General features: G+C 54.6%; 20 protein-coding genes and 2 pseudogenes. 18 read left to right on the top strand and 4 right to left on the bottom strand.

All coding sequences use genetic code 11. From position 1 onward, the window contains the following. Nucleotides 1-75 precede the first annotated feature (75 nt). A complete protein-coding gene (locus tag IAE55_RS30470; protein WP_105444349.1) occupies nucleotides 76-474 on the bottom strand; it encodes a cupredoxin domain-containing protein in 399 nt (132 codons plus the stop codon). Nucleotides 475-696: 222 nt separating this feature from the next. Here IAE55_RS30470 and IAE55_RS30465 point away from each other — a divergent pair, with 222 nt between their 5' ends. Together IAE55_RS30465 and IAE55_RS30460 are read left to right on the top strand one after the other, a co-directional pair. Next, nucleotides 697-2,433, top strand: a complete 1,737-nt coding sequence (locus IAE55_RS30465) for a pyrroloquinoline quinone-dependent dehydrogenase (protein WP_152399272.1) — start codon at nucleotides 697-699, stop codon at nucleotides 2,431-2,433. 76 nt (nucleotides 2,434-2,509) lie between these two features. After that, nucleotides 2,510-3,664 (top strand): carboxypeptidase-like regulatory domain-containing protein, encoded by a 1,155-nt coding sequence (locus tag IAE55_RS30460; RefSeq protein ID WP_200634714.1) that lies wholly within the window; start codon nucleotides 2,510-2,512, stop codon nucleotides 3,662-3,664. A 137-nt stretch (nucleotides 3,665-3,801) separates the two neighbouring features. Here IAE55_RS30460 and IAE55_RS30455 read toward each other — a convergent pair whose 3' ends face one another. Further along, complete coding sequence (locus IAE55_RS30455; protein ID WP_145161117.1) at nucleotides 3,802-4,260, bottom strand: WGxxGxxG family protein; 459 nt, start codon at nucleotides 4,258-4,260, stop codon at nucleotides 3,802-3,804. 85 nt (nucleotides 4,261-4,345) lie between these two features. On the opposite strand from IAE55_RS30455, the pseudogene IAE55_RS30450 reads away from it, so the two are divergent. Then, a pseudogene (locus IAE55_RS30450) lies at nucleotides 4,346-4,423 on the top strand (IS6 family transposase); the annotation flags it as partial. Nucleotides 4,424-4,747: 324 nt separating this feature from the next. Then, the gene (locus tag IAE55_RS30445; protein WP_145949971.1) at nucleotides 4,748-5,377 is read left to right on the top strand and encodes a TetR/AcrR family transcriptional regulator; all 630 of its coding nucleotides are present in this window, start codon (nucleotides 4,748-4,750) and stop codon (nucleotides 5,375-5,377) included. A gap of 68 nt (nucleotides 5,378-5,445) precedes the next feature. On the opposite strand, the gene IAE55_RS30440 is transcribed toward IAE55_RS30445, so the two are convergent. Continuing rightward, nucleotides 5,446-6,870 (bottom strand): MFS transporter, encoded by a 1,425-nt coding sequence (locus tag IAE55_RS30440; protein WP_145949933.1) that lies wholly within the window; start codon nucleotides 6,868-6,870, stop codon nucleotides 5,446-5,448. Nucleotides 6,871-7,214: 344 nt separating this feature from the next. On the opposite strand from IAE55_RS30440, the pseudogene IAE55_RS30435 reads away from it, so the two are divergent. The 8 genes and pseudogenes from IAE55_RS30435 to mutY all read left to right on the top strand — a co-directional run. Next, nucleotides 7,215-7,481, top strand: a pseudogene (locus IAE55_RS30435) (IS4 family transposase); the annotation flags it as partial. Between the two features lie 209 nt (nucleotides 7,482-7,690). Beyond that, a complete protein-coding gene (locus tag IAE55_RS30430) occupies nucleotides 7,691-7,945 on the top strand; it encodes a hypothetical protein (protein WP_145026530.1) in 255 nt (84 codons plus the stop codon). Between the two features lie 262 nt (nucleotides 7,946-8,207). Next, on the top strand, nucleotides 8,208-9,104 hold the full coding sequence (locus tag IAE55_RS30425) for an ABC transporter permease (protein WP_145949934.1): 897 nt from the start codon (nucleotides 8,208-8,210) through the stop codon (nucleotides 9,102-9,104). Nucleotides 9,105-9,122: 18 nt separating this feature from the next. Further along, a complete protein-coding gene (locus IAE55_RS30420) occupies nucleotides 9,123-10,001 on the top strand; it encodes a carbohydrate ABC transporter permease (protein ID WP_145949935.1) in 879 nt (292 codons plus the stop codon). Nucleotides 10,002-10,011: 10 nt separating this feature from the next. After that, nucleotides 10,012-11,058 (top strand): glycoside hydrolase family 53 protein, encoded by a 1,047-nt coding sequence (locus IAE55_RS30415; RefSeq protein ID WP_200634713.1) that lies wholly within the window; start codon nucleotides 10,012-10,014, stop codon nucleotides 11,056-11,058. A gap of 22 nt (nucleotides 11,059-11,080) precedes the next feature. After that, nucleotides 11,081-13,147, top strand: a complete 2,067-nt coding sequence (locus tag IAE55_RS30410) for a beta-galactosidase (protein WP_200634712.1) — start codon at nucleotides 11,081-11,083, stop codon at nucleotides 13,145-13,147. 200 nt (nucleotides 13,148-13,347) lie between these two features. Then, nucleotides 13,348-13,743: a holo-ACP synthase gene (acpS, locus tag IAE55_RS30405; protein ID WP_200634711.1), complete on the top strand. Its 396-nt coding sequence runs from the start codon at nucleotides 13,348-13,350 to the stop codon at nucleotides 13,741-13,743. Nucleotides 13,744-13,786: 43 nt separating this feature from the next. Further along, nucleotides 13,787-14,956 carry an A/G-specific adenine glycosylase gene (gene mutY / locus IAE55_RS30400; protein WP_186382004.1) on the top strand — a complete coding sequence of 390 codons (1,170 nt, stop codon included), beginning with the start codon at nucleotides 13,787-13,789 and terminating at the stop codon, nucleotides 14,954-14,956. 141 nt (nucleotides 14,957-15,097) lie between these two features. Here mutY and IAE55_RS30395 read toward each other — a convergent pair whose 3' ends face one another. Continuing rightward, nucleotides 15,098-15,715 (bottom strand): superoxide dismutase, encoded by a 618-nt coding sequence (locus IAE55_RS30395; protein ID WP_076175842.1) that lies wholly within the window; start codon nucleotides 15,713-15,715, stop codon nucleotides 15,098-15,100. Between the two features lie 609 nt (nucleotides 15,716-16,324). Here IAE55_RS30395 and IAE55_RS30390 point away from each other — a divergent pair. The 6 genes from IAE55_RS30390 to folE all read left to right on the top strand — a co-directional run bounded on the left by IAE55_RS30390 (nucleotide 16,325) and on the right by folE (nucleotide 21,382). Continuing rightward, complete coding sequence (locus IAE55_RS30390; protein ID WP_076175840.1) at nucleotides 16,325-16,750, top strand: GNAT family N-acetyltransferase; 426 nt, start codon at nucleotides 16,325-16,327, stop codon at nucleotides 16,748-16,750. 155 nt (nucleotides 16,751-16,905) lie between these two features. Beyond that, the gene (gene lepB, locus IAE55_RS30385) at nucleotides 16,906-17,511 is read left to right on the top strand and encodes a signal peptidase I (RefSeq protein ID WP_200634710.1); all 606 of its coding nucleotides are present in this window, start codon (nucleotides 16,906-16,908) and stop codon (nucleotides 17,509-17,511) included. Between the two features lie 42 nt (nucleotides 17,512-17,553). Then, nucleotides 17,554-19,329, top strand: coding sequence for a tRNA epoxyqueuosine(34) reductase QueG (gene queG, locus IAE55_RS34315; protein WP_200634709.1), 1,776 nt, complete (start codon nucleotides 17,554-17,556; stop codon nucleotides 19,327-19,329). 22 nt (nucleotides 19,330-19,351) lie between these two features. Next, nucleotides 19,352-20,386 carry an HD-GYP domain-containing protein gene (locus tag IAE55_RS30375; RefSeq protein ID WP_105444340.1) on the top strand — a complete coding sequence of 345 codons (1,035 nt, stop codon included), beginning with the start codon at nucleotides 19,352-19,354 and terminating at the stop codon, nucleotides 20,384-20,386. Between the two features lie 96 nt (nucleotides 20,387-20,482). Further along, nucleotides 20,483-20,731, top strand: a complete 249-nt coding sequence (locus tag IAE55_RS30370) for a YneF family protein (RefSeq protein ID WP_076175831.1) — start codon at nucleotides 20,483-20,485, stop codon at nucleotides 20,729-20,731. A 57-nt stretch (nucleotides 20,732-20,788) separates the two neighbouring features. Beyond that, entirely contained in the window at nucleotides 20,789-21,382 is a 594-nt protein-coding gene (gene folE / locus IAE55_RS30365; protein ID WP_105444339.1) for a GTP cyclohydrolase I FolE, read from the top strand. Nucleotides 21,383-21,556: the final 174 nt, after the last annotated feature.

Raw genomic sequence — 21,556 nt, 5'->3', positions numbered from 1 at the left:
TTCCTGCAGCTTCCCTCGAGCCATAAATCGAAAAAAGGAGTTCCATCTTCGAATGGGCTCCTTTTTTGTTTGGTCTTAGGATACCGTAATCGTACCCGTCATATTGTCGTGGCCTGAGCCGCATTGAATCGAGCAGTTGAAATCGTAAGTCCCAGCCTTGTCTACGGTAAAGGTGGCCGTTTGTCCGTCCTGCAGATTGACGTTCAGGTCAGGAATTTCGAAGCCGTGAACGCCATCCTTGTTTTTAAACGTCAGCTTGACCGTGTCGCCGGCTTTCAGATCGATATTGGGCGGGTCAAAAGCGAAGTTTTTCGCCGTCACGGTAATTTCTTTGGTTTGTCCGCCGCCGGTGGATGGGGCTGTATTGTTGGCAGGCGGAGCCGCCGTACCGTTATTGCTTTTGCCGCATGCGCTTAATACCAATACGATCGAGAGCAGCGCTATCATAAAGATCAAACGGAATTTCGGTTTCATCGTCGTCCTCCTTGAATGCAAATCTGGGTGGTGTGTTTCTTCTCCTTCAAGATGACCGATTTGAGCCGCTTTTATACCTGCATGACATCAGCCGGAAATGCGGCTTGGGTGCAAACCAGGTGTATGTACGAAGGGCTGTATTTTTTTCTGCATGATTTTTGGTCTTGCTGGAAATATTACGTTACAACGCTTCTAATGAAAAAATGAGGAGATCGTTCCAACATGAGAAAAACTCACGTGATGATTGGCGCAGCCCTTTTAAGTACAAGCCTAGCTCTAAGCGGCTGTAATACGAATAAGAACAATAACGCAGCGACCCCGGCTCCGGCGCAAAATACAAACGAAAACAAACCATCCACGACGCCGGGAAAAGTGACGGGCACCTCTTTTAAAAACTTCGGCACCTATGGATTTGATCTGAAAAATACCCGCCATGTCCCTTATAAAGAGGTGACCGCGGCCAACGTCAAGGATCTGGGCGTGATCTGGAGCGCGGACCTGAAGGAGCTTGACAAAGACGTCAAGAACGGGAATCAGTGCTATCCGGTGTTCGTCGACGGCATCGTGTACATTACGACCGCCGGGAATCAGGTATTCGCCTTCGACGGCGCAACCGGCAGTCAAATCTGGCACTGGAAGCCGTCCGCAGAACAAGCTGCGACATTCAGCAAGTCGGGGATCATTGCCAACCGCGGCGTCGCTGTTGGGGAAGGTAAAGTGTTCATGCTGACGGTCGACAATCAGATTGTATCCCTGGACCAGAAGACCGGCAAGCTGATCAAAATGGTGCCGATCTCCGAGTCCATCAAAGGCGTGACGCTGGAGAACGGTTACTACGAAACGACCGCACCTGTGTATTACAAAGGCAACATTTATATCGGCAGCAGCGGCGGGGACAACGGCATCCGCGGGTTTGTCAACGCCTATAAAGCAAGCGATCTGTCGCCTGCCTGGGCTTCTCCTTTCTACACGGTCCCGCCTAAAGGCCAGGACTGGCTCGCCAACAGCAAATTCCAGGGCGGAGGCGCGGTATGGAATCCGCCGGCCATCGATGAGGAGACAGGAATCATGTACTTTGCCGTGGGCAACCCGGCGCCTGACTTTTACGGTGAATCCCGGCCGGGAGACAACCCGCACACGGACTCGGTGGTCGCCGTCGACGCTGCTACGGGCAAGCTGATCTGGGCGAAGCAGGAAATCAGCCATGACCTTTGGGATTATGACGCTGCAGCTTCGCCAATGATCCTGAATGCCACTGTCAAAGGCAAGCAGCAAAAAATCGTCGTGCAGGGCGGGAAGTCGGGACAATGGTATGCATGGGACGCCAAGACCGGCGCCGTCGTTTGGGACGGGGTTCCTTTTGCCAAGATTGATCATCCGAAGCCGACACCGGAGGGCGTTACCGTGTATCCGGGCGTTCTCGGCGGCGAGAACTATGCTCCTGAAACGTATGATCCCGCAACGAATTACGTGCTGATTCCGGGTGTGGAACAGGGGGCCGTCATCAAGTCCGCGAAAAGCCAGACGGAAGCTTCGACACCGGACATGCCCGGAGCGGCCGCGTTCGGTACGACGACCTCGGCGCCAGCGAATGATGTACCGTTCGGCACCATCACCGCGATGGACGTGAATACCGGTAAAAAAGCCTACCAAATCAAGACGAAGGATCCGATGCGCGGAGGCTTTACGAGCACGACGACGGGACTGGCTTTCTACGGCGAGCTCGACGGGAAGATCAACGCCCTGGATATTAAAAACGGCAAGGTCATCTGGACCTTCCAGACGACGGGCAGCAGCATTCAAGCAGCGCCGGCGATTTTCGTCGTCGACGACAAACAATATATGGCTTTTACATCCGGCGGTCCCAAACCGAAAGTGTTCGTGTTCGGTCTTGGCGGCGACAAAACCCAAGGCAAAGCGGGTACGGCGGAAGACACGAACGCTCACCAGAAAAAATAAGGTTCATGAAGCGGGGCAGAGCCTATGGCTTTGCCCCTGTTTATTTGCGCACAAGTAAAGGGGAGGAATCGAATCCATGTGGTATTTGCAGCGACTGTCCATTTTGATCATGACGGTGTGTCTTGCCGGATGTGCCGGGATGCCCTCGAAGCCGGTATCCTCGGAGGCTCCGGCATCGGCGCAAGCGGCGGACCATGGCGTTCAGCTGACGGTTGATTCGCCGTCCTTGCGGCTTAAGCAGTGGAAGTCGGACGGGTCCCATATAACCTCCGTTCACGGCAGGCTGCTCCTCGACAATCAGCCTGTGGCCGGCGCCACGGTGCATACGAGCCAGAGCCAAATTGACGTTCCCACAGGGAAGGACGGATCGTTCACCCTGACCGTTGACCAGAGCCTCCTGGCTGAGACCAAGATCAGTATCGCTTCCCTTAAGGACGCCACAGTATCCGGGAAACATCTAACGCCGGAGATGTCGAAGCGGCTTCTTACTGCTTCGGCCATGCTCAACGTAAATTATCCGATTGAGGTGCTGAAGGTGGAAGACGATCCCGAGGATGCGTCCAAGGTCCAGATTCACGGACGGATTATCGCCGGCAGCGGTGACGTCGTATCTTATTTTCAAGTGGATAAATACCGGATGGGCGGGGTTGTCAAAGACGCGAACGGCAGACCGGTCGAGAACGCGGTGGTCTGGTTCGACCGGGATCAAGGCGAAGGCTTCGGGAAATCGACGCCGACCGATCAGGACGGCAGATATTCCATTTTCTATTGGCCCGAGGATGAAGAAACAAATCTGTCGGTAACGATCGGCACCAAGAGGTACACGCTTCCTGAAGGCAGAGTGTTCAAGATGCCCGAGAACACCAGCGTGGAGATCGACATCACACTGCCGGAAGAGGGTACGGTCATCACGGATCATCCTCCGTATCTGGTGAGCCGGACATCGTCTGGCGCGATGTACACCGGAGTGCTGGTCGGACTGAGTTTGCCCAAGGATGTCCCTTATTCCGTCACCATTCCGAACAAGCGAGGGGAATTTACCGTGACCGTTGCCAAAAAGGTGTGGAAGCAGCGGCCGGCCTTTTTCGAGACCCGGATGTCCAAATTCGTCGAGGGGCGCTTAACTTGGGGCGATACCCTTCCGGCCGGTTTTGTTCAGCCTGCCGCTGAAGACCCGAAGCATATTCCGTTTAAATATGATGAACGTCCGGCTCACTCTACAGCCATTTAGATAGCCATTTAGATAGCGATACACAATAGAATGTGCTGTTGATTGATCGACCGGGAGTCGAAGCACCAAAAATCCCTGACCTACATTTTAAGTAAGTCAGGGATTTTTATGATGGCTGACCATGCATTTAGGGCAAACTAACCGCGGTCTCGTTCCGGGTTTCCTTTGCGCATACCGGCTAATCCGATCAGACCCAGCAGTCCGAGCCAGCCCCAGCCTCCGCCGCGGTTTCTGTCCGTCGCCGCGTTCGTCCGGATTCGGTTATTGTCAGTCAGCATATTCGTATTGGATCCGGTGTAGTTGTTTGTTCCCATCCGGCCGGTGTTGTTCGTTCCGTAATTCGTATTCAAGTATTGGCTGCCTGTTCCAGTGCCATATACGCTGACATGGTAATGGGATGTCGTTCCGGCATTGTTCACCCGGTAATGCGAACCGCCGGTGGATTCGGTTCCGAGGGTCCCCGTGCCCATACCGGTGCCCATGCCGCCATTTCCGCCGTCTTGCGCCGTTCCAGCCGCCCCATAAGCAAAGGCCGGAGCGGCCAGCATCAAGGACATGCCTGCAATCAATACACCGATTCTTAACTGTTGTCTCATTGAGGCTACCTTCCTTCGGAGTATGTTTTTAAACTTACGTTATTGTGTCACGGAAGAGGTGAGCTTATACATTTAATAAAGCAGATATACAGATCTAGTAGAAATGATGAGCGAGCGGGGATTAAAGATTTCCCATACGACGATCATGAGATGGGTGCATGAGTGATTTGCTATAATCGCTTGGAACCGTATAAGCATTATCAGCCTCGTCAATAAATAATTGTGCCACTTCATCCGATTGCTTGCACACCTCTTCACGCTGTGGCATCAACATCCGAATATTCCCTTTCGAAAAGGCTTCGAAACCTTCGTGAAGTCCTAATAAAAGGCATCCTCGAATTGATTGAACAAAAAAAGGAAGATGCATCTATTTCGTCTTTTTTGTATTTTCGATGTAAGTTTCATGTATAATAGAAGGTAACGGTTCTAAGGGGAAGGGGGAATTCGCTTGCAAGATCAAGTCGCGGACCAACAAGAGAAAAATAAGATGAAATACTTTAAAAAACTCATCCCCCCCGTTATGAGAGAAGGGTTTCAAGCCTTACGGATGGACGACATCGCCAAGCTTATGGATGTCAGCAGAGCCACTTTGTATAAGCACTTCTCTTCGAAGGAAGAAATCATCGAAGGCGTCGTTCGCATTTTCTCGGATTACGTCGCCAAGCTCGAGGACTTGGACCCGGAAGACGACGACAACGTCTACGCGATCGGATTTCAACGCTTGTTCGAACAGTCCGTGGCGCTTGCCGGGAAAATATCGGATGTGTTTATGAAGGAGTTGCAAGCGGTCTATCCAGAGCTGTACGACGAGCTTAGGAACGCTTTGAACGAACGGGAAGAACGAATAGTCCGGTTTTACCGCGACGGGCAAAGCAAGGGAGTCTTCAATCCGATTAACTATCACCTTATTGTGCTCCAAGACGTTATTTTACTAAGGGAAATCATGAACCCCAAATATTTGCTTTCTCGTAATATTTCGTTTCGGCAATCGCTTGTCGATTATTATCGGTTGAAAAAAACGCAGCTGTTCAAAGCGGAAAAAGCGTCGATCGTCGACGATTCGAAAATCGAGCCGGTTATCGACTATCTCGTCGAAAAGTTCACCAATACCTTGTAGTGCGGAACAATAAAAAAGAAGGAGTCGCGGTTTATTCCGCGACTCCTTCTTTTTTGATTCTAGCCTGGTTAAGACGGCTTCGCGAACTTGCCTTCCGGTTGCGACGAGGCTTTCTTGTCCGGCTTCAGGTCCGGCATGAACCAGACGAGCACCACGACGAGCGCCGCCGTCAGAAACGCCGCCGAACCGAGGATCGCTGCCGAAGTCGCGTGAGCGAAAACGGACTTGGAAGCTTCGCCCCCGCCCGTCGCCGCTTCGAATACTGTGGCCAGGATGGCGAGCCCTAACGATCCACCGGTTTGGTGGGCGGCATTGACGAGCCCCGAAGCCGCGCCCGCGTCCCTCGCCTCCACTTCGGCGATGCCGAACGAAGTGAACGGAGAGAACACCATGCCCGCCCCGATTCCTATAATGATCAATGGGAAGAACATTTCGGGGAAGTATGACGTATGCGACGAAAGCGGGCTGAGCAGGAGCGTGCCGATAATCGCGATCGCAATTCCCGCGATCAGCACTTTAAGATTGCCGAACCGGGAAATGAGTCGGGGCATCGCGTACATCATCCCGAACTGCACGAGCATCATCGGGAGAAAGGCGATGCCGGCTTGGAAAGCGGTGAAGCCGAGAACGTTTTGCAAATATTGGGTCAGAAAGAAAAAGAGCGGGAAATTGCCGGCTAACATGAGAAACCGGCCGAGATAAGCCCCGGATCTGCGGCGGTTGGAAAATAACCGCAGCGGCGTGATCGGCTGCTTCGCCCGGGCTTCGATAAAGACGAACGACGTCAGCATGGCGGCGCCGACCGCCAGCGAAATTAAGGTGAGCGGCCGATCCCATCCTTCGGAAGCCGCCTGGATAAACCCGAATACGAGCGCCGACATGCCCAGAACGGAGGTCAAAGCGCCCATCACGTCGAATTTGCCCGCATTTTTATCCGTTTCGTTCAGAAACCGCGGTGCGAGTATGAGCAAGGCGATGCCGATCGGAACGTTAATGAACATCCCGACTCTCCAGGATACGAATTCGGTCAGCCACCCGCCGAGCACGAGGCCGACGCTGCCGCCCCCGCCCGCAATGGCGCTATAGACGGCGAGCGCTTTCGCACGCTCTTTCGCTTCCGTGAAGCTGACGGACAGCAGTGCTAGCGTGGACGGCGTGGCGAATGCGGCCGCGAGCCCTTGCAGGGCACGGGAGACGAGCAGGAATTCGGCCGATTGCGCAACGCCGACCAGAACGGACGCAACCGTAAACACGGCGATACCCAAGAGTAAGGTTCTCCGTTTTCCGAAAATGTCTCCGGTCCGCGCGCCTAACAGCAGCAGACCGCCGGAGACTAGAATATAGGCGTTCTGTACCCAAGTCAGGCTCGTCGTCGACAGATGCATCGTCGCTCCGATTTCCGGAAGCGCGGTGATCATGACGGACGAGTCGAGCATAATCATAAGTTGGCAGGCAACGATAAGCATCAAGATCATGTTCTTAGAAGATTTCAACCCGATCATCCTTTCGCGATAGTGTTTTTTCGACTTGATCATATCACGCAGTATATACAATGTAAACAAAATATATTCTTTTTGTCTATTTTATCTAATGAGGAAATGAAAAAACATGCCTCCGATGTTCAGCACGGGCATGGTCGATTTCGAACGATTATTCGGTATCGCGCCTCGGCGCGCCAGATAACGTCGCTTATTCCCGGAACGCAAAACGGGCTCAGCCAATACACCTACCGCGATCGAGTAAACCCAATACGTCGTTAAGGGAACTCCCGTATGTTCGTAGAAGCAACCAGCGCCGATTTTGCCGCGCAAGTCGGACCTTTCAAGGACTTTCTCAGGCTGCGGGCGGATTCCGGAAGGGTTTTCGGATGATGACAATGGGTTGGTCGGACGGGCATACATTTCTACCCCTGGATTTCAGCTTGCTTAGTTCGATAAAGTCTGGAATTGTCGGTATGACAGAAAAGATCGATAAGCGCACCTCAGGCTACAAGAGCCGACAAGAAGCACTGTTGTCGGGACCGGAAGTCATTACCGCAATGATTGACCGTACAATTGCTGCAGGCGTGTCTGTCTCGTATGCCTTAATGGACAGTTGGTTCACCCAATTACATCAAGGCTTATCTGCCGATTTCAAGCTGCGAAAGTTGAGTTATACAGATGTGGAGAGCGGAGGTTTTTAACGGTCTTACGGGAATATTCGATTTTGTCCACGACATATATATCAAAAAAGGCAGGAAACAAAGAACTTTGGCGTGCAGGCCTATTGCTTGTCGATTCAGGTTATAAGGAAACAGGCGGGGGAGTGTGTCGAATGGGAAAAATGAATTTAAGGTCGTCCGTAAAGGGCGCGGTGATGGGAGCTGCCATGACCGGAGGGTGGCTGCTTGCCGATCTGCTGCTGCCGGAGCCTTGGGGTGATGTGGTTTTATTTGGAGCGATGGCGGTTTTGAATATAGGCATCGGCTGGAAAATCGGCAGAATGTTCGATCAGCGCGAAGCGCAGGAAGCCGGCACCCATGGCGAGGCGGCGCATGCCAACAGCCCGGCCAGCCTGGAGTCCCGATAATAGAATGAGTTAGGCAGAAACCGGTGAAAATCAATTTTGATTTTTTGCCGGTTTTTTTGTATTCGGCAGGCCTGGCTTCATGAACTCTCCATTGGCGGAGGCATGGTTCAGCAGGGGACAAGCCCTTCGCGGATCCATGCCTGCAATTGGTTGCAATAGTGCCATTTATGTTGGTTTTATGAGCTACGACGACATTTGGGCGGTTGCTATAATGACGGTACCAAAAGAGAAATTGGCATTCCAAGAGGGGGAACGACCGTTTATGAACCGTCTAAAAAGAACCTGGCCGCTGCACGTTATGCTGCTGCCGGCGCTGGTGTTTCTGGTCATTTTCAGCTATGTGCCGATGGCGGGGATCGTCATGGCCTTTCAAAATTTTAAGCCCTGGCTCGGCTTTGCCCACTCCGAGTGGGTTGGACTGGACAACTTCCGCATGCTGTTTGAACGGCAGGACAGTATTGAAGTGATCTGGAATACGCTGATCATTTCCGCACTCAAGATCGTGCTGAACCTGCTGGTGCCGTTTACGTTTGCGCTGCTGCTCAACGAGGTGCGCAGGGCGTTCTTCAAGCGTTTCGTGCAGACGCTGGTCTATTTGCCCCACTTTTTGTCATGGGTCATTCTGGGCGGGATTTTGCTGGATTTTCTGTCCACGGACGGGGGGTTTCTGAACCGCATCCTGAGCTCCTGGTTCGGCATCCAGCCGATTTTTTTCCTTGGCGATAACAATTGGTTCCGATTTACCGTCATCGCCTCGGACGTATGGAAGGAGTTCGGCTTCGGCACGATCGTATTCCTGGCTGCGCTCGCGAACGTGAATCCGTCCCTTTACGAAGCGGCGGAGGTAGACGGGGCAACCCGCTGGAAGCAGACGCTCCATATTACGATTCCGTCCATGCTGCCGATCGCAGTGGTCGTCGGAACGCTGGCGCTGGGCAACATTTTGAACGCGGGCTTTGACCAAATTTTCAACTTGTACAATCCGCTTGTGTACCAGAAAGGGGATATCATCGACACCTTCGTGTACCGTACCGCGATTCTGAACGGAGAGATGGGGCTTGGCACGGCGATCGGTCTGTTCAAGTCGGTAATATCGATGATCCTGATCCTCATTTCGTACCGGCTGGCCTATAAGCTGGCGAACTACCGGATTTTTTAAGAGGGGGATATCAGAAGGATGTATCATAAAACCGCTTCATACCGCATATTTTCGGTCGCCAATACCCTGGTGCTGCTGTGCCTGTCGCTGATGTGCATCATTCCGCTGCTGCATGTGCTGGCGGTGTCGTTCAGCGCCAAGTCGGCGGCGGACGCCAATCTGGTCGGCCTCTGGCCGGTGCAGTTCTCGACGGAGGCCTACAAAAAAACGATCGACAACCCCGTGTTCCTGCACTCCATCTGGGTTTCGGTAAAACGTACGGTGCTGGGCACCGCGCTCACGCTGCTGCTGGCCTTTCTGGCGGCCTATCCGCTGTCGAAGGAAGCGTCGGTCTTCCGGGCGAGAAACGTGTACTCCTGGTTGTTCGTGTTCACAATGATCTTCAGCGGCGGGCTGGTGCCGTTCTATATCGTCATTCAGAAGCTGCATCTCATCAACTCCTTCTGGGTGCTCGTTCTGCCGGGGGCGGTCAACGTGTATCTCACGATATTGCTGCTGAACTTTTTCCGGGGGATCCCGAAAGAGCTGGAGGAAGCGGCGTTCATTGACGGAGCCGGGCATTTCCGCACACTCTTCTCGATTTTTCTGCCGGTATCGCTTCCGTCGATCGCAACGCTGGCCCTGTTCAGCATGGTGTTCCACTGGAACTCGTGGTTCGACGGGCTGCTGTATCTGAACAATGCCAAGCAGTTTCCGCTGGCGACCTTCCTGCAGACGGTCATTGTGCAGAAGGATATGAGCACCATGAGCATTGATCCGAAAGAGGTGGCGCTGCTCTCGCAGAAAACGGTCAACGCCGCCCAGATCTTCATCGGCGCGGTGCCGGTGCTGCTGGTATATCCGTTTTTGCAAAAATATTTCGTCAAGGGCCTAGTCATGGGCTCGGTTAAGGAATAGGAGGCAGGGCATGGAAATCGAAAAGATGTGGATCAAGGGCATGGACGTGTCCTTCCTGGATGAGATCGAACAGGGGGGAGGCACGTTTCATGAGGGTCCGGACAAGGTGGACGTTCTTGAGCTTTTGCAGCGCGGCGGCACCACCTCCATCCGGCTGCGGATCTGGAACGACCCGCCGGGAGGCTACTGCAATTTGGAGCGGACTCTGATAATGGCCAAAAGGGTCAAGGAGCTCGGCATGCATCTGCTGTTGGATTTTCATTACTCGGACAAGTGGGCCGACCCGGCGAACCAGTGGAAGCCGGCCGCTTGGGAAGGACTGCACGGGGCGGCGCTGGAACAGGCCGTTTACGATTATACGTACGAAGTGATGGCGGTGCTGCGTGCCGGCGGTGCCCTGCCGGATATGGTTCAGATCGGAAATGAAATTACGAACGGCATGCTCTGGCCGGATGCGAAGGTGGATCCGAAAGCGAAGGCCGGAACGGATGAGGAGCCATGGGCCCGCTTGTGCGGGCTTCTCAAATCCGGCGCAAGCGCTGTGCGGGCGGTGGACCGATCAGTCCGGGTGATGCTGCACATCGACCGCGGCGGGGATCCGGAAGGCAGCCTGACCTTTTTTGAGCGGATGGAGGAGCAGGGGGTTCCTCATGACGTGATCGGATTGTCGTATTATCCGTGGTGGCACGGCCCATTGGAGCAGCTCGAACGGAATTTGCAGGATTTGTCTCTGCGGTTTGGGCGGGACATCATCGTCGTGGAAACGGCTTACCCATGGACTTTTCGGACTAGGGAAGGATATCCCCTCATCGTGGAGAATGATGAAGCATTGCCGCCCGCGTTCCCCATTTCGCCTGAAGGCCAGCAGGCTTATTTGAAAGCGCTAACCGATATCATCCGCCGCACGCCGGACGGCCGGGGCTTGGGCTTCTATTATTGGGAGCCGTGCTGGATCCCGTCGCAGCAGGTGTGGTCTGTCGGTCATGCCAACAATTGGAGCAATCTGACGCTGTTTGATCATGACGGTTATCCGCTCCCGGCGCTTTATACCCCATAACAGAAAAGAGGCTTGTATTCATATGAAAAAATCCTATCCACCGATCAGCCCGCAAATTTCAGGATTCATGCATGGGGCTGACTATAACCCGGACCAATGGCAACATGATCCGGAAGTGCTTGAAGAGGACATCCGGCTGATGAAGCTGGCCAAATGCAACGTGATGGCCATCGGCATTTTTGCCTGGGCTGCGCTGGAGCCGGAGGAAGGCGTATTTACGTTCGACTGGCTTGACCAGGTGCTGGACCGGTTTGCCGCAAACGGAATTTATGCATGGCTGGCAACCCCCAGCGGCGCAAGGCCTGCATGGATGTCGCAGAAGTATCCCGAAGTGCTGCGCGTAGGGGAGAACCGGGTGCGCAATCTGCATGGCGGGCGCCATAACCACTGCTATTCTTCGCCCGTATACCGGGAGAAGACCCGGATCATCAATACGAAGCTGGCGGAGCGGTATGCGAACCATCCGGCCGTGATCGGCTGGCATATTTCCAATGAATACGGCGGGGAGTGCCACTGCAATTACTGCCAGGAAGCGTTCCGCGAGTGGCTGAAGGCGCGTTACGGATCGCTGGAGGCTTTGAATCAGGCTTGGTGGACGTCGTTCTGGAGCCATACGTATACGGACTGGTCCCAGATCGAATCTCCCGCCCGGCACGGGGAAAGGATGGTCCACGGCCACAATCTGGACTGGAGAAGGTTCGTCACGGACCAAACCGTGGACTTCTGCAAACAGGAAATCGCTCCGCTCAAAGCGATCCGGCCGGACCTTCCTGCGACCACGAATATGATGGATTGGTTCGAAGGGCTGGATTACCGCAAATTCGCGGATATCCTGGACGTCATCTCCTGGGACGCCTATCCGACGTGGCATGACAAGCAGGACCCGGGCAAGCTCGCATCCTGGTTCTCCTTTAACCACGACCTGTTTCGTTCGCTGAAAGGCGGGCAGCCGTTCATGCTGATGGAGAGCACGCCGAGCCTGACGAACTGGCAGCCGGTCAGCAAGCTGAAGCGTCCGGGCATGCATCTGCTCTCCTCGCTGCAGGCCGTAGCTCATGGCTCGGACACCGTGCAGTATTTCCAGTGGCGCAAGAGCCGCGGCTCCAGCGAGAAGTTTCACGGCGCCGTCGTCGACCATGCCGGGCACGAGCACACGCGGGTGTTCCAGGATGTAGCCCGGCTAGGCGGCCTGCTGGAGCAAATCGCCGCGGTGACCGGTTCCGGCGTGCCGACGGAGACGGCGATTATCGCGGATTGGGACAACCGCTGGGCCGTGAAAGATTCCCAGGGGCCGCTGAACCGGGGAATTGACTACGAAGGCACGGTGATGCAGCATTACCGCGCCTTCTGGAACATGGGCGTGCCCGTGGATATCATCGGTTCGGGCGACGACTTCTCCCGGTATAAGCTGATTGTCGCCCCGATGATGTATTTGTGCACGGCGGAAGCAGGTGCCGCGCTGGAGATGTTTGTGGCCGAAGGAGGCACCTTGGTGGCGACCTACTGGTCCGGCATCGTCAATGAGAGCGACCTGTGCCATCTGGGCGGATTCCCCGGACCGCTTCGCAAGACGCTCGGCATCTGGTCCGAAGAGATCGACGGCCTGCATGAGGGCGAGCTCAACCGGATGATCCCCGTCCAGGACAACGGCCTTGGCCTCGAAGGCGATTATGAGCTGTACGACCTGTGCGACCTGATTCATCCTGAAGGCGCCCAGGTGCTGGCGGAGTATGGCGACGATTTTTACGCGGGGCGTCCGGTGCTGACGGTACATTCGTTCGGACAAGGCAAGGCCTATTACCTCGCTTCACGTGCGAAGGAGCCGTTCTACGGCGATTTCTATGCCGGCATTATTCGGGAAGCGTGGGTCAGCCCGGTGCTGGATACCGAGCTTCCGCAAGGGGTTACGGTCCAGCTTCGGTCGGACGGCAGCATGGACTATGTGTTTGTCCTGAATTTCACGGGTGAGGACAAGCAAGTGGATCTGGATGAGCGGGAATACCGCGATCTGCTTGGCGGCGAGCCCGTCGCCGGAAGCATCAAGCTGGAGGGATACGGTGCGCGGCTGCTGGCGCGGAGCACCGTATAAATCGTAGACGGTAACAGGAATGCGGAGCACGGCGAGGGGCTCCGCATTTTTCGTGTGCGCTACAGCTTTTGAGGTATTGCCAGCGATCGTTCCATGAAGAATGGCTGGTGAAAGATATGCCTGCTCACAAGCGGCTCGTTTTTGGGACGTGCACCTGTTACAATAGGATTTGTATGTCATGGAAGGGAAGGTGCGGGGCATTGATTTACGGAATCGGGCACGATGTGCTGGAAATCAAGCGGGTTGGGCTGCTTCTCGGCAGCCGTCAGGGCTTCCGTTTTATGGAGCGGGTGCTCACCGCCCGTGAAAGGGAGGAAGCCATGAAACGGGGCGGAAACCTGACCGAGTTTGTCGCCGGGCGCTTCGCCGCAAAGGAGGCTATCTCCAAAGCCTTTGGCTGCGGCATCGGCGGGGTAATCGGCTTTGTGGACATGGAAGTGCTTCCCGATGAGAGCGGCAAACCCGTTGTGGTGCTGAACGAGCAGGCTTGGGAGCGCCTCGAGCTGCCGGGTGAGCCGGAATATGTAATCCATCTATCGATCTCCCACCAGACCGAGCTGGCTTCCGCCTTCGCTGTTGTAGAGAAGCGGGAATAGGCCGGCTCATGATCAAGCCAGCCAGAAAGGTATGAAGGACCTCATGAGCAGTTCGATAAGTTCAATGGAGCAGAAACGGCATTTCAGCATCAACCTGCTGGAATGGTACGAGAAGCATAAACGGGATTTGCCGTGGCGGCGCCACCGCAATCCCTACTATATTTGGGTGTCGGAAATCATGCTGCAGCAAACGCGGGTGGACACGGTCATTCCGTTCTTCAACCGGTTCATCGAGCGGTTTCCGACCGTGGAAGACCTGGCCGACGCCCCTGAGCAGGATGTGCTCAAATGCTGGGAAGGCCTGGGTTATTACTCCCGGGCCCGTAATTTGCAGGCTGCGGCCAAGCAGGTGAAGGAGCTGCACGGCGGTATGGTGCCGGACGACAAGGCGTCCGTGTTCGCCTTGAAGGGGGTCGGCCCGTATACGGCCGGCGCGATTCTGAGCATTGCCTTCAACAAGCCGGAGCCGGCCGTTGACGGCAATGTGATGCGGGTGCTATCGCGATACTTCCTGATTGAGGAAGATATCATGAAAGGAAGCACCCGCGCCTTTATGGAAAGCCTGGTCGTGGAGCTGATCCCGGACGGCCGGGCATCGGATTTCAACCAGGCGCTCATGGAGCTGGGCGCCTTGGTGTGCACACCCAAGTCGCCGCACTGCCTCACCTGCCCGGTGATGGAGCACTGCTCCGCCAGGCAGGAAGGCAAGGAGGAGCAGCTGCCGATCAAGACCAAGGCGAAGCCGCCGCGGCCCGAGTATCGGGTGGTGGCCCTCGTGGAGGGCCGCGGTGATCATAGCGGCCGCGTCTTGATCCGCCAGCGTCCGCAGGAAGGGCTGCTCGCCCGCATGTGGGAGCTGCCGCATTTGCAGACGCCGGCGGCGCGCAGCGGGCGGCTGCCGGACGAGCCGGCGATGGATATCCTCGCCGGGGCGCTGCTCGAGGAAGGCATCGCTGCGCGGCCGATCGCGCATTTAACGGACGCGGAGCATACCTTCAGCCATATTCACTGGAACCTGCAGGTCTACCGCTGCCGCGAAGAGGACCTGCCGCAGGCAGCCGAGCTGAAGGCAATGTACGCGGCCGGGGACAGCGGCGAGCCGTCCGTCCAGACGGAGTACCGATGGATCGATGAGCGGGATATGCAGCATTACGCCTTTCCCAATGTGTTTTTAAAAATTTTACAGAACTATTTCAAACATTCATCCTATTAATCGTTTAAAATGTTAACCAAAGCGTGCTGTTCTCGGCAGCCGGGAATCATCTCGCTGAGAGACAAGCAAAAGGGGCTGCCCCTCAAGAAACTGCAATGCAGTTCTTTGGGGGCAGCCCCTTTATTTCCGGGAAGGTACAGCTTACGGCTGTACGATTTCCTGGTAACGTTTGCTGACAACATCCCAGTTCAGAACGTTCCAGAACGCTGCGATGTAGTCAGGGCGTTTGTTTTGGTATTTCAGGTAGTAAGCATGCTCCCAAACGTCCAGACCGAGGACCGGTGTTTGACCTTCCATCAGCGGGTTGTCTTGGTTAGGCGTGCTAGTTACAGCCAGTTTGCCGTTCTTGTCCACGACGAGCCATGCCCAGCCGCTGCCGAAACGGGTTGTAGCTGCTTTGGTGAATTCTTCCTTGAATTTGTCCAGGCCGCCAAGCTCGCTGTCGATCGCTTGAGCCAGAAGGCCGTTTGGCTTGTCTCCGCCTTTAGGGGCGATGATTTCCCAGAAGAGGGAGTGGTTGGCGTGCCCGCCGCCGTTGTTGCGAACGGCTGTACGGATGTTCTCAGGTACGCTGTCCAGGTTGGAGATCAGCTCTTCAAGGCTTTTGTTTTGCAGTTCAGGAGCATTTTCCAGAGCCGCGTTCAGGTTCGTTACATAAGTGTTATGGTGACGGTCGTGATGGATTTCCATCGTTTGAGCGTCGATGTGCGGCTCGAGCGCATCATTCGGGTATGGAAGTGGTGGTAATTGAAATGCCATGATAAATACCTCCTGTTAATGTTTTTTTGGGTAGAATCAACGCAAGCGGCTGATTCATATGAATAAAGGAACGCTTTTGTTGTCCAAAAGTGCCCTTTATCGGCATAAGTATGTAGCATGGAATGTGATTCCATTTCTATTAAACCGTATTTTTTCGATTAAATCAACATTTATGTTTACAAAGTCGAATTAATCCTGAGGCGGGCTTGCCAACTGTATGGGAACGGACTTAACCGCGGCCTTTTCCAGTGAGAACCTCGAATGATCCAGGCGGGAAGTGCCATTCTTTCATCGCAAAAAAAACTTTTTTGGATTCCGTGAAGGCACACCGAAAGACGCATTTGTTATCCTTTACCCAAATCCCGAAGGATTATGCCGCAAAACTAGTCCATTATATGGGAAATTTACAGATGATAGAATGAAAACGCTTGCCATAAAGCGCTTTCAAAAGAAAACGCGTGTTTTTTAAAGTAAACTATGGTTTAATGGATGATAAAGAAGGATTTTCACGGTTTTTGTCGTAATACTATACCTTGGATTAGAGGGTTTTTTTGTTTTCCCTGAAAATCCCCTTAATCCTATAAAGCTAACGAAAAGGGAGATTTAAACATGCATGTTCGTTCCTTTCAGTTAAGTGATGCGACTCGTGTCAACGAGCTGCTGCAAATCGCGTTATCCGAAGAATGCTACGAGAATACGATCGAACCTTTCTCCAGGCAGCTCTACTGGGATTCCGACCTGATTATGGTTGCAGAAGAGGATGAACAGATCGTCGGTGCCCTGATCGGCACGATCGAGCATAACCACGGCTTCTACTATCGTATCGCCATCCATCCGGATTACCGCCGCAAGGGAATTGGCAAGGCACTGGTCACCATGATGGAAGGCCGGTTCCAGCAGCGTAAGGTCAGCGGAATTATGATTGCAGGAGACGAGCATAACAAGGCCGCGATGCCTCTGTATGAGGCGATGGGCTACGGGGCCAACAAGGTGCTGCAGGCATTCCAGAAACTCAGCATTGTCGCGCCGCAATAGAGATAACGACCCTTTGGTATTACGGAGAAAACGTACATCCATATCGTGAATAAGCAATATTTACTATACTTGAGCATATCTACGCGCCGTTGCAAAAGGCCCGAAGATATGCTTTTCTGTATATATGGGAATTTGTCATAAAAATGAGGTGTAGCATGAATCAAGTCGATCAGCGGGAGCAAGGCCGCCCCGAGCCGGTGCCGGTTACAACGCCGGTAGAGCAGGCAGGCAAGCGCGGCTGGCTGTCCGAATTTTGGGACTGGGCCAAAACACTGGTTATCGCATTTGTCATTATGATGCTGCTGAATTTATTCGTTTTTAATCTGTCCATGGTCCGCGGGCAGTCGATGCAGCCGACGCTGGTAGAGCAGGAACGGCTGTTTGTCGATAAGATCGTATATGATTTTACCGCACCGAAGCATGGCGAGGTCGTCGTGCTTCGCGACCCGAGCAACGGTCCGGAGAAAAAGGAATTTCTGGTGAAGCGGATCATCGGCGTGCCGGGTGACACCGTGGAAGTCAAGAGCCACAAGCTGTACGTGAACGGTAAGGAGCAGAGCGAGCCTTACACCGAGGTGGAAATTCAGGATGCGGATTTCGGCCCGGTCAAGCTGGACAAGGATCACTATTTTGTGATGGGGGACAACCGGCATGCCGGTGCAAGCCGGGACAGCCGTTCCTTCGGCAGCGTGGAAGCGAGCGCCATCGTGGGGCGGGCCGAATTTATTTTCTGGCCGTTGTCCAAAGCGAGATCGCTGTAAGACATGGAACGACTCTTAACGGAAAGGAGGCCGCAAGGAGAAATGACATCAAGTAAACCACAGTCTGCGTACGCTCCTTCGGCTTCGCCGTGGGAGCAGCTGAAACAGGACATTAAAGAGGCGGCGGCTGGGTTCGGCATTGACGATATCGGTTTTGCTTCGGCTGACCCGTTTGTCTCTCTGAAATCGATTCTCGAGAACCACCGCAAGCTTGGTTACGAATCCGGCTTTGAAGAGCCGGATCTGGACAAACGCGTCACCCCGGCACTCCCCGATGCACAGCCCGCCTCCCTCATTGCTATCGCCGTAGCCTATCCATCCAAAATGGAACACAAGCCCAAGCAGGTGCCTGGACAATACCGGGGGATCCTCGCCCGTTCCGCGTGGGGGCGGGATTACCATCAGGTACTGCGGGACGCTATGGGCAAGCTTGAGGCGTTTATCCGGGAGCGGGTGCCGGATGCGGTGATGGAGAGCATGGTGGATACCGGGGCATTGGTGGACCGGGCGGTTTCGGAGCGGGCCGGCATCGGCTTCAGCGCGAAGAACTGCTGCATCATTTCGCCCAAATGGGGTTCATGGATCTATCTCGGGGAGATGGTGACCAACATTCCGTTTCCGCGGGATACGCCCGTCACAGAGGACTGCGGCGACTGCACGATGTGCATCGACGCATGCCCGACGGGAGCGCTGGTCGGCCCCGGCCAGCTCAATGCGCAGCGGTGCATCTCCTTTTTGACCCAGACCAAAGGCTTTCTGGAGGACGAGGTGATGCGCAAGATCGGCAACCGGCTGTATGGATGCGATACCTGCCAGGTCATCTGTCCAAAGAACAAGGGGAAGAACTGGACGCATCATGAGTATCTGCTGCCGGATCCCGAGAAAGATAAGCCGCTGCTGCTGCCTATTCTGGATTTGAGCAATAAGGAGTTCAAGGAGAAGTTTGGGGAAAGCGCAGCCGCCTGGCGCGGCCGTAAGCCGATTCAGCGCAACGCCGTGATTGCGCTCGGCAACTTCAAGGATACATCGGCGGTGCCCCGCCTCGGCCGGGTGCTGCTGGAAGACCCAAGACCGGAACTGCGGGGTGCCGCAGCGTGGTCTTTGGGCCGGATAGGAGGGGAAGAAGCTTTGAATTGGCTGAATAAAGGTCTGGCTTCAGAACAAGACGAGAAGGTGATAGACATGATGAGCGAAGCGCAGGAAAAGCTTCAGCCCGCTGGAAGCGGACAACCCGCAGATGCCGAAATGGCTGCGGATGATTTTTCTCCCGGTCTGGGAGGCGAGAAGGAAACGGTCTATTATTCGGAGATGATTTCTCCGATCGGCCCGCTGACGCTGTGCGCAACGGAGAAAGGGCTGTGCCTGATCGAGTTCGGACCGTTTAACGTCAAGGAGGCGGTTCTCCAGAAATGGTCCCGCACCTGGTGCGGCGGCGGTGATTTCGTTCAGGATGATGAGCGTTTGGCTGAGGCGAAGCGCCAGTTGGGTGAGTACTTTGCCGGGGAACGCAAGACGTTCGACGTGCAGCTGGATATGCGGGGAACGCCGTTCCAGCTTCAGGTTTGGAGCTCGCTTGCCGATATTCCTTATGGAGAGATCCGATCCTATGCAGATATCGCAAATGCGATTGGCAGACCGAAGGCCGTCCGTGCCGTCGGCGGAGCCAACAACAAAAATCCCGTACCGCTGATCGTCCCGTGTCACCGGGTGATCGGCGCCGACGGCAGTCTCGTAGGATATGGCGGAGGGATGGAGATCAAGCGCCATCTCTTGACCTTGGAGAACTCCCTGCCCGAAAGAAAGGGATGGGCCGATTAAGTAACCAATCGGGGGAACGTTCATGAGGTATGTAGGCATTGAAAGTGTGGAGCCCGGTCAATTTTTGGGGAAAACCATCTATTCCGGGAATGGGACGGTACTGCTGTCGGCGGGAGTCCAGCTTACCGTGTATATGATCAGTACGCTGAACCGAATCGGGGTCACGATGCTCTACATTCAGGATCCGCTGTACGCGGACGTGGATACGGAGGACATTCTCAGCGAAGCAACCAAACAGGGCCTGATTCAGGAGATGAGCGACGCTTTTGAAGCGGTGCGGTCCGGGAAGGAATGGAACACCCAGCTGATCGGCGCGAGTGTGGACCATCTCCTCGAGGACGTGATGGATAACAAGGAGCTGCTCGTGCAGCTTACGGATGTCCGGACCGCAGACAACGCCCAGTATGTTCACGCGATGAATGTATGCTTGCTGTCCACAGTAATGGGCGTCAATATGGGCCTGAATTATCAGCAGGTCAAAGAGCTCGCTACGGGCGCCCTGCTGCATGATATCGGTAAGAACGGCATGCGGGAGGGAGACGAGCTGTTCCCGGATTCCAAGAGCCATCACACCTGGCGCGGTTTCGAGAAGCTCAAGAACAAAAGGGAGTTCGGCCTCCTGATCGCCCACGTCGCCCTTCAGCATCATGAGCGGGTAGACGGCTTGGGCATTCCCCGGGGACTGACCGGAGACGAGATTCATTTATATGCCAAAATCGTCGCCGCTGCGGACGCTTACGACCGGATGATTCATCCGCTGAAGCCTTCGGGCCGGAGGCTGATGCCGCATGAAGCCTGCGAGCAAATGATGGCCATGTCGGAAAAGCAGCTCGACCACGGCGTGCTGGTCCAGTTTACGAGGATGGTGTCGATCTATCCCAACGGGACGGCCGTCAGGCTGTCGAACAAGGAGACGGGGCTTGTCGTCCGTCAGCACCGGGGGCTGCCGGGACGTCCGGTCGTCCGGATCGTGCGCGGCGAAGCGGGTCATTTGGATATTAAAGAGCTGGATTTGGCGCAGGAAACGACCGTATTTATCGAGGCTGTATTGGCCTAGAATTCATTTGCGAGCCGCATTTGGACATGCTATGATAGGTTCGTGCTGCTCAGGCACGCGCAAGGAATCGATTTATACTTATAGGGGTGGCGGAATATGCAATATGTAATTCCAATTATTACGCTGATCGTCGGCTTGGTCGGCGGGTTTTTTATCGGCGTGTATTATCTGCGCAAGCAAATGGAAAAAATGCAAAATGACCCGCAAATGCTTCAAAAGATGGCCAAGCAAATGGGTTACAACCTGAACGGGCGCCAGATGCAGAAAGCGCAGCAGATGATGAAAAATCAGCAGTTTTCCGGCAAGAAGGGCCCGGCACAAGGTCAAGGCCGCAAGAAGAAATAATCCCCTCGGCATAGAACGTCTACAGAGAAGCAGGGGGTAGCGATAGGAGGAAGTGCTGTGGCTGGCGTTAAAGATTACGTGAACGCGCGGGTTGGTGAAAACCGCGAGAAGATCGAGTACCATATCGAGCAAATTTTGAAGCTGATCGGTGAAAATCCCGAGCGGGAAGGGCTTCTTGAGACACCCGCCCGCGTTACCCGGATGTATGAGGAAATTTTTGCCGGATATGAGGTAGACCCGCGTGATGTGCTGGGCGTGACCTTTGACGAAAATCATGAGGAACTGGTGATCGTCAAGGATATCGTGTATTACAGCCAATGCGAGCATCATATGGCGCCGTTTTTCGGCAAGGTCCATATCGGCTACATTCCGAGCGGGAAAATTGCCGGACTCAGCAAGTTGGCCCGGTTGGTCGAGGCGGTCACCCGCCGTCTGCAGGTACAGGAGCGGATTACGTCCCAAATCGCCGACATTATGGTCGATGTGCTGCAGCCGCATGGTGTGATGGTCGTCGTGGAAGGCGAGCATCTGTGCATGTGTTCGCGGGGCGTGAAGAAGCCGGGCAGCAAGACGGTGACTTCCGGCGTACGCGGCATTTTCCGTGAAGACCCGGCGTCGAGAGCGGAGTTTCTGTCTTTGATCAAAGAATAATGACGGCAATATAGAAAGAGGGCACGCCCGGAAGGGGGCGTGCCCTCTTTTGTTTGTACCAGCTATTTTTTGAAGATTAGAGAATTTATAAATTTCAGCGAAGCTGAACCATTCTATAATCGTAAGAAAAACTTCAGCTAATCGCGGTCTGTCTTCTTTGAAGGTACGTCGATA

The sequence above is a fragment of the Paenibacillus sp. S28 genome, from assembly GCF_016624415.1.
Classification (GTDB): Bacteria; Bacillota; Bacilli; order Paenibacillales; family Paenibacillaceae; genus Paenibacillus_AQ; species Paenibacillus_AQ favisporus.
Note: the sequence above shows the minus strand (reverse complement) of the source record. Positions and strands in the feature narration are given on the sequence as shown.

What these genes read in the sequence shown, in the direction of transcription:
- IAE55_RS30470 (WP_105444349.1), bottom strand. Translation starts at nt 474, where the DNA reads ATGAAACCGAAATTCCGTTTGATCTTTATGATAGCGCTGCTCTCGATC.
- IAE55_RS30465 (WP_152399272.1), top strand. Translation starts at nt 697, where the DNA reads ATGAGAAAAACTCACGTGATGATTGGCGCAGCCCTTTTAAGTACAAGC.
- IAE55_RS30460 (WP_200634714.1), top strand. Translation starts at nt 2,510, where the DNA reads ATGTGGTATTTGCAGCGACTGTCCATTTTGATCATGACGGTGTGTCTT.
- IAE55_RS30455 (WP_145161117.1), bottom strand. Translation starts at nt 4,260, where the DNA reads ATGAGACAACAGTTAAGAATCGGTGTATTGATTGCAGGCATGTCCTTG.
- IAE55_RS30445 (WP_145949971.1), top strand. Translation starts at nt 4,748, where the DNA reads ATGAAATACTTTAAAAAACTCATCCCCCCCGTTATGAGAGAAGGGTTT.
- IAE55_RS30430 (WP_145026530.1), top strand. Translation starts at nt 7,691, where the DNA reads ATGGGAAAAATGAATTTAAGGTCGTCCGTAAAGGGCGCGGTGATGGGA.
- IAE55_RS30425 (WP_145949934.1), top strand. Translation starts at nt 8,208, where the DNA reads ATGAACCGTCTAAAAAGAACCTGGCCGCTGCACGTTATGCTGCTGCCG.
- IAE55_RS30420 (WP_145949935.1), top strand. Translation starts at nt 9,123, where the DNA reads ATGTATCATAAAACCGCTTCATACCGCATATTTTCGGTCGCCAATACC.
- IAE55_RS30415 (WP_200634713.1), top strand. Translation starts at nt 10,012, where the DNA reads ATGGAAATCGAAAAGATGTGGATCAAGGGCATGGACGTGTCCTTCCTG.
- IAE55_RS30410 (WP_200634712.1), top strand. Translation starts at nt 11,081, where the DNA reads ATGAAAAAATCCTATCCACCGATCAGCCCGCAAATTTCAGGATTCATG.
- mutY (WP_186382004.1), top strand. Translation starts at nt 13,787, where the DNA reads ATGAGCAGTTCGATAAGTTCAATGGAGCAGAAACGGCATTTCAGCATC.
- IAE55_RS30395 (WP_076175842.1), bottom strand. Translation starts at nt 15,715, where the DNA reads ATGGCATTTCAATTACCACCACTTCCATACCCGAATGATGCGCTCGAG.
- IAE55_RS30390 (WP_076175840.1), top strand. Translation starts at nt 16,325, where the DNA reads ATGCATGTTCGTTCCTTTCAGTTAAGTGATGCGACTCGTGTCAACGAG.
- lepB (WP_200634710.1), top strand. Translation starts at nt 16,906, where the DNA reads ATGAATCAAGTCGATCAGCGGGAGCAAGGCCGCCCCGAGCCGGTGCCG.
- queG (WP_200634709.1), top strand. Translation starts at nt 17,554, where the DNA reads ATGACATCAAGTAAACCACAGTCTGCGTACGCTCCTTCGGCTTCGCCG.
- IAE55_RS30375 (WP_105444340.1), top strand. Translation starts at nt 19,352, where the DNA reads ATGAGGTATGTAGGCATTGAAAGTGTGGAGCCCGGTCAATTTTTGGGG.
- IAE55_RS30370 (WP_076175831.1), top strand. Translation starts at nt 20,483, where the DNA reads ATGCAATATGTAATTCCAATTATTACGCTGATCGTCGGCTTGGTCGGC.